13 protein-coding genes are annotated in these 14,178 nt (G+C 39.8%); 7 read left to right on the top strand and 6 right to left on the bottom strand.

What is annotated here, in order from left to right; translation table 11 throughout:
- The first annotated feature begins 272 nt into the window (after positions 1–272).
- From ABFX33_RS08100 to ABFX33_RS08085, 4 genes are all read left to right on the top strand, one after another.
- Entirely contained in the window at positions 273–1,496 is a 1,224-nt protein-coding gene (locus ABFX33_RS08100; protein ID WP_346085400.1) for a hypothetical protein, read from the top strand.
- 10 nt (positions 1,497–1,506) lie between these two features.
- Positions 1,507–2,172 carry a hypothetical protein gene (locus ABFX33_RS08095; protein WP_257087881.1) on the top strand — a complete coding sequence of 222 codons (666 nt, stop codon included), beginning with the start codon at positions 1,507–1,509 and terminating at the stop codon, positions 2,170–2,172.
- 73 nt (positions 2,173–2,245) lie between these two features.
- Entirely contained in the window at positions 2,246–3,310 is a 1,065-nt protein-coding gene (locus ABFX33_RS08090; protein ID WP_346085398.1) for a PA0069 family radical SAM protein, read from the top strand.
- Positions 3,311–3,363: 53 nt separating this feature from the next.
- Positions 3,364–3,906: a GNAT family N-acetyltransferase gene (locus ABFX33_RS08085; RefSeq protein ID WP_257087882.1), complete on the top strand. Its 543-nt coding sequence runs from the start codon at positions 3,364–3,366 to the stop codon at positions 3,904–3,906.
- A gap of 142 nt (positions 3,907–4,048) precedes the next feature.
- Here the strand turns inward: ABFX33_RS08085 and ABFX33_RS08080 are convergent, their stop codons facing one another.
- The 4 genes from ABFX33_RS08080 to ABFX33_RS08065 form a co-directional block, all read right to left on the bottom strand.
- Entirely contained in the window at positions 4,049–5,470 is a 1,422-nt protein-coding gene (locus ABFX33_RS08080) for an amino acid permease (RefSeq protein WP_346085396.1), read from the bottom strand.
- A gap of 375 nt (positions 5,471–5,845) precedes the next feature.
- The gene (locus ABFX33_RS08075; protein WP_257087885.1) at positions 5,846–6,010 is read right to left on the bottom strand and encodes a FeoB-associated Cys-rich membrane protein; all 165 of its coding nucleotides are present in this window, start codon (positions 6,008–6,010) and stop codon (positions 5,846–5,848) included.
- A 52-nt stretch (positions 6,011–6,062) separates the two neighbouring features.
- The gene (gene feoB, locus ABFX33_RS08070) at positions 6,063–8,165 is read right to left on the bottom strand and encodes a ferrous iron transport protein B (protein ID WP_346085394.1); all 2,103 of its coding nucleotides are present in this window, start codon (positions 8,163–8,165) and stop codon (positions 6,063–6,065) included.
- On the bottom strand, positions 8,165–8,404 hold the full coding sequence (locus ABFX33_RS08065) for a FeoA family protein (protein WP_104383169.1): 240 nt from the start codon (positions 8,402–8,404) through the stop codon (positions 8,165–8,167). Before ABFX33_RS08065 ends, feoB begins: the two co-directional genes overlap by 1 nt.
- A 131-nt stretch (positions 8,405–8,535) precedes the next feature.
- Here ABFX33_RS08065 and ABFX33_RS08060 point away from each other — a divergent pair, with 131 nt between their 5' ends.
- Entirely contained in the window at positions 8,536–8,985 is a 450-nt protein-coding gene (locus tag ABFX33_RS08060; RefSeq protein WP_346085393.1) for a MarR family winged helix-turn-helix transcriptional regulator, read from the top strand.
- On the opposite strand, the gene ABFX33_RS08055 is transcribed toward ABFX33_RS08060, so the two are convergent.
- Together ABFX33_RS08055 and ABFX33_RS08050 are read right to left on the bottom strand one after the other, a co-directional pair.
- A complete protein-coding gene (locus tag ABFX33_RS08055; RefSeq protein ID WP_346085391.1) occupies positions 8,986–9,819 on the bottom strand; it encodes a ZIP family metal transporter in 834 nt (277 codons plus the stop codon).
- Entirely contained in the window at positions 9,819–10,400 is a 582-nt protein-coding gene (locus ABFX33_RS08050) for a phosphatase PAP2 family protein (RefSeq protein WP_120259090.1), read from the bottom strand. Before ABFX33_RS08050 ends, ABFX33_RS08055 begins: the two co-directional genes overlap by 1 nt.
- 201 nt (positions 10,401–10,601) lie before the next feature.
- Here ABFX33_RS08050 and glmM point away from each other — a divergent pair, with 201 nt between their 5' ends.
- Together glmM and ABFX33_RS08040 are read left to right on the top strand one after the other, a co-directional pair.
- Positions 10,602–11,984, top strand: a complete 1,383-nt coding sequence (gene glmM / locus ABFX33_RS08045; protein ID WP_120259089.1) for a phosphoglucosamine mutase — start codon at positions 10,602–10,604, stop codon at positions 11,982–11,984.
- A gap of 86 nt (positions 11,985–12,070) precedes the next feature.
- Complete coding sequence (locus ABFX33_RS08040; protein WP_346085390.1) at positions 12,071–14,146, top strand: Na+/H+ antiporter; 2,076 nt, start codon at positions 12,071–12,073, stop codon at positions 14,144–14,146.
- Positions 14,147–14,178 lie beyond the last annotated feature (32 nt).

Raw genomic sequence — 14,178 nt, 5'->3', positions numbered from 1 at the left:
CGGCAAATATTTACTAACCGAGAGTGATTGTCCTCAGAATTGGACTTACTGGGCGTGTTATTATAAGATTTATGGTAACGAGGATGATGCCAAAGTGTATTTGAAGGTTTTAATGGAACCAGCAACCAATTAAAGACTAAACAAACAACGATATAAAAAAGACTTTAGAAACAGATACTGTTTGGTATCTGCAGCCACCGCTTTGTCTAAACGTAAGGTTTTAGTATTGTAATTATCTTAAGATTTTGATTAAAAATTTAATATGAATTATTATGAATACAGATTTTAACTTTTTTCCTGATGCTTTTGAGGACGAAGATGATAAAATGGACTATTTGTTTGACGATTTACGTAGTTTATATTGCCAGCATAGCCTAGTTGAATGGAAAAAAAAGATTGAAGAACTTGTCCAGGTGATTTCCAATAATTATTGCGAGACTCATTTGGTTGACCAAGACTTTTTACCGTTCGTCTCGGAAATTAAAAAGATTATTGAAGAAGCATGGTGTGTGTTGCAAAAAAGGAACCGTATGGAGTTCAAACATGAGTATCTTGGAATGGAATGGAAGCCGAACCCTTATGCCTTAAAAAAGAAGAATATTTCAGAATTTCATCAATATCGTATTTCTTTCAAAAGACATTTTGAAGATAAAATAACGTTGATAAATGAATATGAATGTCGGGATTTCTTTCTGGTGTTTGATGATTTTTTCAACCAACTGGATGTGATAAATTGGTTGAAGTTAATGGATAAATGGGCGGAATTTTCCGTGGGAGGGAAAGGGCTTATAAGTGAATGCTATGATTATACTCCAACCGAAACTTCTCGTCATCTACAACGCCTGTTTGAGGCCTGTTATTTAATGGATGATTTTGTGTTTTGTCCATTATTTTACCCTCCGAATTCTCAGTTATTTCGTATTGACTATATGATGTTAAATTGTTATTCTGAAACGTATGACGGTTATAACCCGTTTCTTCTATTGGCATATTTGTTTACAGGATATGAACTTTCGGAATTAAAAAACAAATTTTCATATTGGATGTATTGCGCTAAAATCCAAACAGAAATCTATAGTAAGGATGAGCCGGCAACGCTTTTAGGCTTATATAAAGATATCGGCCAACTTCTTGAGATTGGTTGGCTTATTCTTTACACCAAAGATATGCCGGAACATTGGCTGGATCCGGCTCGGATGGACTCGGAGTTCGACATAACAAAAGTGAATATCAAGGAAGAAGTATTAACTTTTTTGAGCAAAGAAGAACAATCTAATCTTAGAAAATCACTTCATAATTTTTACAAAGCGAATGATTGGTTTCATTATCGAAGAATGACATTGGAAGACGCTCTGTATTACGCGCTTCAAACCAAGGGTCAATATTACAGTATTGAGCATTTTGAAAAGCTCGAATCAAGTATAAACAAACTTATGGAGATTCTATATGCATTGAATAGAGAGTTTATGAATAGCAATCTAGTGGAGGAAAAATAATTGTTTAACTATGCCATTTGCAAACCCTACACCTTATGACTATTTCCCGCGGAGATTGCATCCGCAGGAGATCGGTAATCCATTTAATGTAATTAATCTTTTCTTTGGTTGGGAGAATTTCCCGGCTTGGAGAGAACACCTTGATGAGTGGAAGGAGGCTGCAATCAGACCATCTTATAGAATGAATAATGAGCAGACGTTAAGAACGTTCATTCGTTACGAATTTATAGAGATTTTGATTGAAGGTGTCTTTATGATTTGTCGATTGGATAAAAGTTACTGGATGCCAGATTCCGAACTTCGACATCGCTATAAGATGCATAGTAAAACTTTTATGCCGGATAAAGACGAAATGAACAATGCTATAAGATATTTTAATAATTCTCATAATCCCAAACAGTTTCAGTGGGAAGCTTATAATCTAATCTACCTTGATAAAGACGAGCGTTATAATCCACTAAAGGTGTTTTATCAGTTATGGGAAACGTATAATCTGCCCCATGTACGGGATGCACTTTATTGGTGGTTGGTGGTGAGTATGGATTATACCTGTGCAGATGATAGTAGGGGCGATGATTATCTGAATGAGTTCCATCGGCATTTACAACGAATAATTGAAGCAGCTCATCTTATCTATATCTGGAACATGGATAAGTGGCCAAAATTGTATCCATAATCGTTTAAATGAGAATATAAAAAGACAGATTTTTTTATTTTCTATTTACTAATAATTTTAGTAATTTTAACTTATGAATCCGTCAGAATATTTTAAGGGCAGAGGGGCACAGATCAATCCCAATAACAAATTTTTTTCCAACCAGTATGTGCAGGAGCATATTGAAGGCTTGGATGAGGAATTTCTTGGGGCCAAAAAAACGCAATTTATTCCGACGCACCCGAAGTCCATTATCTCCAAATCCAATAGTCCAGACCTGCGCTTTGAAAGGTCAATCAATCCCTATCAGGGCTGTGAGCATGGCTGTATTTACTGCTATGCCCGCAATTCACATGAATACTGGGGCTTTAGCGCCGGATTAGACTTCGAGCGCAAAATCCTGGTCAAACACAATGCTGCTCAACTCCTGGAGCATGAGTTTCGGAAGTCGAGTTACCAGCCTGATTTGATTATGCTCTCAGGCAATACCGATTGCTACCAACCTATCGAACGGAAATTGGGGATCACACGATCGCTTTTAGAATTGATGCTAAAATATCGAAATCCAGTTTCCATCATCAGCAAGAATGTATTGATGCGAAGGGATTTTGACCTCTTGCGTGAGCTTGCAGCACTGAATCTGGTATCCGTTGCTGTGACCATTAATTCCCTAAGAGAGGAGGTTCGTCAAAAAATGGAACCCAGGACCGCTACTGCCTCGGCCCGTTTAAAACTCATTGAGGGACTGACGGGGATAGGTGTACCCGTGATGCTGATGATGGCACCCATCGTTCCCGGGATCAACAGCGACGAGATTTCAGATTTGATCCGTTCGGGAGCAGATGCGGGCGCAATTACCGCCTCTTATACCATTGTTAGACTCAACGGGCAGATCGGTGGTATATTTAAAGATTGGTTGTATCAGAATTATCCCGATCGCGCCGAGAAGGTATTGCATTGGATCGAGGCTTGTCATGGCGGAAAAATTAATGACACTGATTTCGGACGGCGTATAAAAGGGGACGGCAATATGGCAGAGAGCCTGCAGCATTTATTTAAGCTTTCTGTGAAGAAATATATGAATAACGGGGTGCTTCCGCCCCTGAGAAGGGATCTTTTCCGCTTGCCCGATGCAGGGTTGCAGTTGGGCTTGTTTTAGTTATTATTGTCAAATGAGCGCTGAAAATTACGCTATTTGTGTAATTTTAAAAAATGGAAATTATATCAGAACGACTCCGGTTAAGAACAGTGAAAAATGAAGATTTGGAAAAGATTCATTATTTATTAATGTGTCCGGAAACGGCCTTATTTAATCCGAGCGGGCATCCTAACGGGATAGGGGATACCGCCCAAATGGTAAAAACCTGGTCGGAACAAGAAAAGGAATCCAACGATAGAAAGAACTATACTTTTTATATTGAAACTATTGTGGGGGCGGAATTTGTTGGTCTGATTGATATCAGTATTGTAAAAGTAAAATATAGAAATTCGGAAGTATGGTTTAAGTTGGTCCCGGAAATGTGGAATAAGGGATATGCAACAGAGGCATTAAAACGAATAATTGAATTTGGATTCAGACAACTTAATCTCCATCGGATAGAAGCTGGCTGTGCGGTAGAAAATATCGCGTCTTATAAGATAATGGAAAAGGTAGGCATGATTAGGGAAGCTCATCGGAGAAAGATCTTGCCTTTAAAAGACGGTTGGAGTGATAATTATGAATATGCAATTTTAGATCAGGACTACTTGGATTAGAGTATATTAAAGAACGATAAAGATTGATTATTTAATTCATTCTTTGCAAAAGGGCCAGATTCCTAAACGAATCTGGCCCTTTATTTCGTCCGGAGATCGATGGCTCCAGAATTATGAGGCTGATAAAATTGATTTACAATCCCTATTTTTTTCTTTTGATCAATATATAGCTAATATATAGTAATAATAACCAGGCTGGGATCAATTCAACCGGCAATTTCATGCCTGTTACCCACATGATACCCAACACAGCGATCAGAAAGATCAGACAGATATAATTGCTCAATGGATAGAGAAACGAAGGGAATTTCGTTTTTACATGAGCATCGACCTTGTTCTTTCTAAAATATAAATGCGTGATTGAAATCATTACCCAGTTGATGATCAACGAAGAAACAACCAACGACATCAGGATCTCCAATGCATTCTTAGGTGCAACATAATTGATAAAGACACAGATCGCAGCAAACACAGCTGAAACCAGAATAGCATTTATAGGTGCATGGTTTTTGTTTAGCTTGGACAAAAACCTAGGCGCATTACCCTGTTCGGCAAGTCCAAAGAGCATTCTACTATTGCTGTAAACACTGCTATTGTATACCGATAAGGCTGCGGTGAGCACGATCAGATTGAGTGCATTTGCGATAATTTTTGTGAAGTAGAATGTTTTTCCGAATAGGGTAAATTCAAAACCATTAAGTTTGTCAAAGACCAATACAAAAGGACTCGTATCCGCGGTGATATTTGTCCAAGGTGTGAGGGAAAACAAGATAATCAGAGCGCCTACATAAAAGATTAGGATCCGGTAGATAACCTGATTGGTCGCTTTGGGGATATTTTTTTCTGGATGCTCGGCTTCGGCAGCGGTAATACCTACCAATTCGAGTCCGCCAAAAGAAAACATAATCAGTGCCATGGCGGATAGTAGACCTTCATAACTGCCATCTCCAGTCTGGCTAAACCAGCCTTTTGGAAAAAAGCCACCATGCGAAGTGAGGTTGCTCAGGCTGGCCTGTTCACCTCCGGTGCCACTAACCAGGAGATAGACACCAAAGACAATCATGGCAATAATAGCGACAACCTTAATGATTGAAAACCAGAATTCTGTCTCACCGTAAATTTTGACGGAGGCAAGGTTCAGGGCATTGATAGCGAAGAAGAAAAATAAGCTGGATCCCCATAGTGGGATTTCCGGCCACCAGAATTGGACATATACTCCAATAGCTGTTAGTTCGGCCATGCTCACTAAAATATAGAGCACCCAGTAATTCCAGCCAGAGGCATAACCGGCAAAAGAACCCCAATATTTATTAGCGAAGTAACTAAAGCTACCAGATACGGGTTCTTCAACCACCATTTCTCCCAATTGGCGCATAATGAAGAACGCAATTATCCCTGCAAAGGCATAACCAAGTATCACCGCTGGCCCCGCTAGTGTGGCAGCTTTTCCTATTCCAAGAAACAATCCAGTTCCGATGGCGCCACCAAGAGCGATCAGCTGAATATGTCTATTTTGAAGTCCCCTTTTTAATTGTTTCGAATCCTTGTTATTCTGTTTCTCCATTTGTATGGTTAATACGGTTACTTATTTAGTGTGGATCAGTCTTGATCCTGAATATTCTACTCATCTCTTTTCCAACACGGGATTGAGATGAAAATTGGTTTATCTGCAAAGTACTACAAATTATTTAATTTGCTACTACAGCATTTTGACCTAAGCGCATAAAGTTAATAAAACACTTAGGTATTTTATGCAGCTAAGGCTTTGCTTTTTACTGGACCAGAAAGCAATCTTGATTAATACTGCTGAAAGACAGGTTTTTAATAGAAAACGCTACCATGAGAATGGTAGCGTTTCATTTGTTCGTAGCTAGTGTGATTTTTGGCCACTCCACCTTAGAACGAAATTTTGTTTGTAAATGATACAGTAAAAGATAAATTAATTTGCTTTCTGTGGTTTTTCCTCTGTTTCGCAGCTGCATCCACAACCTTTGGAGCAACCTGATTTACCTTTCAGTGATTTACGGACATTTCTAACGACATACCATACAGCCGCTAACACCAAAATTCCAACGATGAGATATTGTACTGTTAAATTATCCATGATCTTTTATTTTTTAAACTGTGAAAGCATCTATCTCACTTGCACAGCTAGTTTATTTTAAGAGTTGATAAGCAATCAAGGCACTGAAATAAGCCAGGCCTGTCATAAAACCAACTTGAATTAATGTCCATTTCCACGATCCTGTTTCTCTTTTTACCGCTGCTATTGTACTCATACATTGCATGGCAAAAGCATAAAATAAGAGAAGAGATATTCCGGAAGCAAAATTGTAAGCCGGTAAACCCGTATTACGGTTAATCTCGCTCCGCATTTTGCTTAATACTGTTGTTTTGGTTGCTTCATCTTCAATATCCACTTCATCGCCAAGGCTGTATACGGTTGCCATTGTTCCCACAAAAACTTCCCTCGCTGCAAATGAGGAGATCAAACCGATTCCCATTTTCCAGTCATAACCTAGCGGCTCTACAACAGGTTCAATTGCCATGCCAAGATAGCCAAGGAAGGAATGTTCCAGTCGGTAAGAAGAGATCTCATGGTCAAGATCCTCACCGGAGAGGTTGGGATTATTTTGTGTGACATATTCCTTTGCCTTGCTAAACTTGTCGTTTGGACCGAAACTACCCAAAGCCCAAAGAATAACAGAAATAGCCAATATAATCTTACCTGCTCCGAATACAAAGCTTGCAGTTTTCTCCCAAACATTTAAAGCAACGTTTTTCCAGTCTGGAGATTTATATGTCGGAAGCTCAAATATTAAAAAAGACTTGTGTTTGGATTTGATGATTTTGGTCAGGAGTATGGCCGAAAACAAAGCTGCAAATATCCCAAGAAGATACATGACAAATAAAACCATACCCTGCAATTGAAATCCTGCATATTTGGTGTCTGGAATAACCAATCCGATCAATACGATGTAAATGGGTAGACGGGCAGAACAGGTCATGAATGGCGTGACCAATATGGTGACAAGTCGTTCCTTTGCATTTTCGATATTACGTGCAGACATGACCGCCGGTACAGCACAGGCCACCCCAGAGATTAAAGGGATTACGGATTTTCCGTTTAGCCCGAAAGGTCTGAGCCAACGATCCATTAGGAAAACCACACGGCTCATATAGCCAGTCTCTTCCATAATGGAAATAAAAATGTATAAAATAACGATCTGTGGGATAAATATCACGATACCGCCGATACCTTTGATAATACCATTGCTCAACAGATCTGTGAGCGGACCAGCAGGAAGCGTGGTCTGTGTATAAGCGGCAAGATCGCCAAAGAGACCATCAATAAAGTCCATTGCTGGCCCTGACCAGGTATAAATCGCCTGGAAAATCAGGAAGAGAATACCAAAGAAGATCAGATACCCAAAGATTGGATGGAGCAATATTTTGTCGATCGCGTTTGTTTTATTTTTGTTGGAAGCATCGTCCTTGGAGTAGATTTCAGCTAAGTTTCCATCTAAGGATTTGCTCCGTAGGATGGCCTCTTCTTTCTGTAGTTTCTCCGCTTTTAACTGATGCTTGTCGCGAATTTGCTGAATCGAATCGTTTTTTTCTTTCGATAGAAAAGAGACCTCACCTTTAGCCAGATACTGCCAGGTATGGTACTCCGTGTCCAAAGGAAACAATCGTTTGGTTTCTTCCAATGCTTCGTTTGCTATTGGGGGTAACTGAAATTTGCTGACATACATCGGCGGGGTCGCATCGAAATTTTTGATCAGCTGATCGATACCCTGCCCCGTACGTGCATTTGTTTCGTAAACTTTTGTATTAAGTAACTGTTCAAGCTTTGGGATATCTATACTTATTCCTTTTTCTTTGGCCTCATCGATCATATTGATGACGAAGATGGCCGGAAGACCAAGCTCTCGTGCTTGTTGATAAAGGATGACAGACCTTTTCAGGTTGGTTGGTTCGGCAACGACAATAACAAGATTTGGTCTAAAACTGTTTTCTTTGTTGACCAAGGTATTGAAGACGACTTCTTCGTCCATTGAACTCGGAAACAGGGTATAGGTTCCTGGAAGGTCAATAATACGATAGGTTTTGTTGTTGGCTTTAACTTGTCCCTCACGTTTTTCTACAGTGATACCAGGATAGTTTCCTACTTTCTGATTTAATTTTGTAATCCGGTTAAAAAGGGATGTTTTACCCACATTTGGATTACCCAAAAGTGCAATAATCGGGTTATTCATTATTTCTGATCAATAAGGATGACTTTAGCTTCTGATTTGCGAATGGCAATCAAGGCGTTATTAGCAATAATATTTAAACATATAGGACCATCTAAAGGTGCGATATGTTTCACTTCTACTTCAGTACCAGGCACAAAACCTAATTCGAAAAATTTAGCTGGAATATCGTGCGAATCAAAATCAATAATCACCGCTTTTTCCCCTTTTTTTAGCTTATCTAAGCTATTTTTATTACGCATCTACCTATTTTTTTGTATCCTCCAAATATACAGATTTTCTACCATTTAGAATGATTCTAATGTCATAGTTATGTATTTAGCGCAAAAAACAGCTATCTTTACAGGTAAAAAGGGATTAATTATCAACCAAAATGAAAATCGAGGACGAAATCAAAGTAAGTAAATTCAGTAATGAATGGCATCGTTGTACCGTAAACATTCTATATACGTACAATTGGCTGAATAATGAACTTGAACAAAGAGCAGCCAAAGAAGGGATCACTTTGAAACAATTTAATGTCTTACGTATCCTCCGAGGCCAATATCCAAAACCTGCAACCAATAACCTGATCAAATCAAGAATGCTAAGTACAACACCCGATATCTCCCGTATGATGGATCGGATGGTGACGAAAGGACTTGTTTCCCGCTGTCAATCGGGAGGTGACAAACGCGCCGTTGATCTGGTTATCACCGATAAAGGCCTGAAGATCCTTGAAAATCTCGAAGAGCCGATGCTGATGACGGATATTTTATCCGATAGAATCAGTGAAAAGGAAGCAATCCAGCTCAGTGCTTTATTGGACAAGCTAAGAGGCTAATTAATGTGCATGGTCATGGTGGTCGTGGTCATGATGATCATGATCATGCAGTTCTTGATTGCCTCCATTATGCCCATGTGCATGGTCGTGTTCACCGACGAAAGCAAAACTTGCCAATGCAATGGCCACCCCGGCAATTACTGCAATCATCTTCTTTTTGTTGAATTTATGATGGTCTATAGATCCGGACTCGAACAATATTGTTGTGGATATATGCAGAAATATACCAATAACCACAGCCATGATTTTATCAAAATATTGTTGAATATTCCCCACCTCACCGGCGCTAATCGCTTTACTTAATAGAAAGCCGAAAGGAGTCATAGCCGCGAATAGGGCCAGTGTGATGATAATCGTATTTTTTTTCAGATGTGTACTAATCAAGATGCTGCCTAGGGCAAATGCAGCTGGAATATGATGGATCGAAATCCCTAATGCAAGTTCGGTCTGATGTGTTGCCGCCAATGGCATTCCCTCCAGGAAAGCATGTAGACATAAACTAAACATGATACCGATCGGAAAACTATGGCTGTGATGACCATGCTCATTTTCGGCATGGATATGCCCGTGCTCAATTCCCTGCGAAAATTGCTCAAGGAATAACTGGAACAGAAAGCCTCCAAGTACATAGATACCCAATATTTCGGGTGAGGTGTTTGTCGACTGATAAACATGGGGAATCAAATGCAGTACAGTAATGGAGAATAGATAGGCTCCACTAAATGAAAGGATCAATTTTAGAAAATTTGTCCCTTTTTTCTGTACAAAAAAGACAGCGATACCACTTGCAAATGCAGGTACGAATAAAATTAAAATCAATAAAATTGAATTCATTATACTTGTTCAGTTTTAAAAAAGCTAGGCACGAACCGCTTAAACAGATAGCCTGTAGCCAACCCAACTAGGATTCCCAGCGCGGAGCCACAGAGTATGTCAAACGGGTAATGAACACCAACATAGATTTGAGAGACTGAAATCAGGAATGCCCAGGCGATACATAACCAAAGTACATATTTCCATCTTCTTCGGAATAGCACAATCCAGAAGAAAGCCAAGGAAAAGTGATTGGCCGCATGAGAGGAAGTAAAGCTAAATCCAGAGCCACATCGTACCCGGATATTGACATTTTCCTTAAACTCCACATCATTGCAGGGCCTGATTCTTTTGACGGTCTTTTTGATCAAATGAGATGAGATACCATCGGAAATACCAAAAGTAACCAATGTCATCGCCACAATCAGTATGCCTGTTTTTCCATAGGTTTTAATGAAAAAAATAACCAGAAATAGATACAATGGAGCCCAGGTGTATGGATTACGCAGTATAGGCAACAGCCAATCAAATACAGGGTTACTTAAACCTTGATTGATGGCAAGAAAAATTTCTTGGTCGATGTGTACTAATTGTTGAATCATAAATCTTGTTGATTACAATAAAATTCCCAAACTTTTAAAAACTCGCTTTTCAAAAGTAAAAATAATTTCATTGCAAACGATTGTTTCTTTTAAAAACAACTTTGTTGCAACAAAGATACGTTAAATATTCAATAATTATAATTTTAATTCGATATTTTATTGCCATAATGCTAAATTTACACGTTAATCAATTCAAAGGAAATGACTTTAATTAAATCAATCTCAGGAATACGAGGTACGATAGGCGGTCGTGCAGGAGAAGGACTTACGCCGATAGATATTGTTAAATTTACAGCTGCTTACGGAACTATCATCGTAAAGCAAAGCGGAATAAAGAAAATTGTGGTTGGAAGAGATGCTCGTGTTTCTGGCGAAATGGTCAGCAACCTGGTTATCGGAACCCTGCAAAGTATCGGTGTTGATGTGATTGATTTGGGATTATCGACAACACCAACAGTAGAGATTGCTGTTCCCCTGGAAAAAGCAGCAGGTGGTATTATCCTGACAGCGTCGCATAACCCAGGACAATGGAATGCGCTTAAACTGTTAAATGCGAAAGGCGAATTTATATCTGATGCGGAAGGTCAGGAAGTATTAGCCCTCGGAGAATCCCTGGATTTTGATTTTTCTGCTGTGGAAGAACTCGGTTCAGTACACAAAGATTATTCTTATCTACAAAAACATGTTGATGCTGTATTGGCATTGGAATATGTGGATAAGGAAGCGATCAAAGCGGCGAACTTTAAAGTTGCTTTGGATGCGGTGAATAGTACGGGTGGTACATTTATCCCGGCCTTGTTGGATGCTTTGGGTGTACATACAATTTATAAAATTCACTGTGAGCCTAATGGTAATTTTCCGCATAATCCAGAACCTTTAAAAGAAAATTTGACAGATTTATCTGCTGCTGTAATCGAAAATAAAGCTGATTTGGGCATTGCCGTTGATCCAGATGTAGACCGTTTGGTCTTTATGATGGAAGATGGTGAGCTATTTGGTGAGGAATATACACTTGTTGCAGTTGCAGATTATCTCTTACAACATAAAAAAGGTAATACGGTTTCCAACTTATCCTCTACACGTGCATTGCGCGATGTAACCAAAGCACATGGTGGTGAATATTATGCTGCTGCTGTTGGTGAGGTCAATGTGGTTACTAAAATGAAAGAAGTTGATGCTGTGATCGGTGGCGAAGGTAATGGTGGGGTAATCTATCCAGCCTCACACTATGGTCGTGACGCTTTGGTAGGTGTAGCTATTTTTCTGACACATTTGGCTAAGCTGGGTAAGAAAGCTTCTGAATACCGTGCTTCACTACCGCAATATTTCATGTCCAAAAATAAGATTACGCTGACTCCGGAACTGGATATCGACAATCTTTTGGCAAAAATGGAGGAGAAATATAAAAATGAAGAACACAGTACCATCGACGGTCTGAAAATAGACTTTGAAAACGAATGGGTGCATTTGCGTAAATCCAATACGGAGCCAATCATTCGGATCTACTCTGAAGGACCAACACCGGAAGCCGCTGAGCAGATTGCGCAAAAAATCATTCGCGAGATCGAAGAAATAATTAAATAAAAACAAAAAGCTGCATCCGCAGCTTTTTGTTTTATGATCTACATGGAAAGATATTTCCACAAAATAAAAACACGTTTTCATAATTTATGATTAAAAAGACCTTTATAGCGATTTATTGTTTTTTGAGTCTATTTTTATTTACGGTTCCCCTGATGGCCCAGGAACCCATTGATGCAATCAATAAGACATTAGATACCTGGCATAAATCTTCAGGCGAGGTGAAGTTTGGCCCCTTTATCAATTCACTTGCGGCAGATGCGGTAATATTGGGTGCTGATCGGGAGGAACGTTGGGATAAAAACCATAGCGATAAATTCTCTGAACAGTATTTTAACCCTAAGTATGCCTGGAACTATACTTACCAAAACAGATCTGTCCATTTTAATACAGACAGTACAACGGCTTGGTTTGACGAAACCTTTAAGATAAACACGAAGTACTTTAGGGGTACCGGTGTATTGAGCAAAATAGACAATGACTGGAAAATCCAACAATATAATCTGTCTATGCTTGCACCTTATGCTGACGTTAAATCCGCTATCAGCGGGAAGCTTGGTCATGAAGTACATAATAATGTACTCCTGGTAATGGTGCTGTTTTTCTTTATGGCGATGCTGTTTGTACTCAGCCAGCGCTTAAAGATATCCTATCCCATTTTATTGGTTATTGGGGGCTTAGGGATTTCTCTTATTCCTGGAGCACCCGTGATAAGTATAGATCCAGATATTGTCTTTTTGGTATTTTTGCCACCCTTGTTATTTGAAGCAGCCTGGTATACCAACTGGAATAATTTTCTGAAATGGCGTCGATCCATTTTTATTATGGGTTTTGGTCTGGTCTTTTTCACATCCTTGGCAATCGCTTATTTTTCAGTCAGTATTATTCCGGGCTTTACCCTGGCTTTAGGTTTTCTGCTGGGTGGTATTATTTCGCCACCGGATGCGGTCGCCGCAAGTTCAGTATTAAAAGGCGTCAGTATACCCAAACGGGGTATTGCTATCCTGGAGGGGGAGAGTTTGGTTAACGATGCGGCTTCTTTGACCGTATTTCGATTTGCTTCCATCGCTATCCTAACAGGGCAATTTGCCATGGGGACGGCAACAACACAATTTCTAGTCCTGTCAGTCATGGGCGTTGTTGTGGGGCTTGTGATCGGTCATATCTTATATTTTTTCTTGCGTTATGTCGCTAAATCCTCCAGTATATCGACCCCGATTACACTGATTGCTCCTTACCTGATGTATATTGTTGCTGAACATTTTGAATGGTCGGGCGTCTTGGCAGTCGTTAGTGGTGGTTTATTTCTTTCTTTCCGGGCAGGTGATTATCTCAATTACCATACACGTATCCAAACCAAGGAGGTCTGGGCAACAATAGGTTTTCTATTGAATGGCTTTGTTTTTATCCTGATCGGGCTTGAGCTTCCGGTGATCATCAATGGATTGGGTGAGTACTCGATGGAAGAGGCAATTGATTTTTCTTTAGCCATCTGTGTTATTGTTATTGTATTGCGCTTGGTCGCGGTTTATCTTTCGGCTTATGTTCCGCGCTTATTGTTCAAAAGAGTCCGTGTCAGAGAAAAAGGCCCGGGGTGGAAACTGCCTTTGATCGTCGGTTGGGCTGGTATGCGGGGTGTCGTTTCGCTTGCCTCAGCCTTGGCTATCCCGATGACATTATATGACGGAACAGCTTTCCCGCATCGTAATCTTATTTTGTTTATCACTTTTGTCGTTATTCTGGTGACTCTGGTGTTTCAGGGACTTACACTGCCCCTGCTGATAAAATTGATCAAGATCGAGGAGGTTGATGAAGATGTGCCGATGGAAGAACAGATTGATGAAATTCGTGTTAGGCTCGGTAGAGACTCTATTGCCTATCTCGATAAGCACTATGCCAAGGAGATGATGGAGTACGAGACAATTGCACGGGTAAAAGAACAGCTCATCCGAAGTATAAATGCATCTGAACGTGCCAAAGAAGAGGATACCCGAGCACAGCTATCAGCCGTTAGGGGATTGTACAATAAAATTATGCTGGAAATTCTGGTGGTACGTCGCAACGGATTAGCGAAGATGAAGGAAAGCAAAGAGTACGACAGTGATGTCATCAAAGATTTGGAATATTCATTGGATTTAGAAGAGTCGCGCCTGACGCGCAAATAGGCTGCTTACACAACTGGCGGTAATAAAGCTTT

Origin of the sequence: Sphingobacterium ginsenosidimutans (assembly GCF_039536865.1) — a bacterium.
GTDB classification, from domain to species: Bacteria; Bacteroidota; Bacteroidia; order Sphingobacteriales; family Sphingobacteriaceae; genus Sphingobacterium; species Sphingobacterium detergens.
Note: the sequence above shows the minus strand (reverse complement) of the source record. Positions and strands in the feature narration are given on the sequence as shown.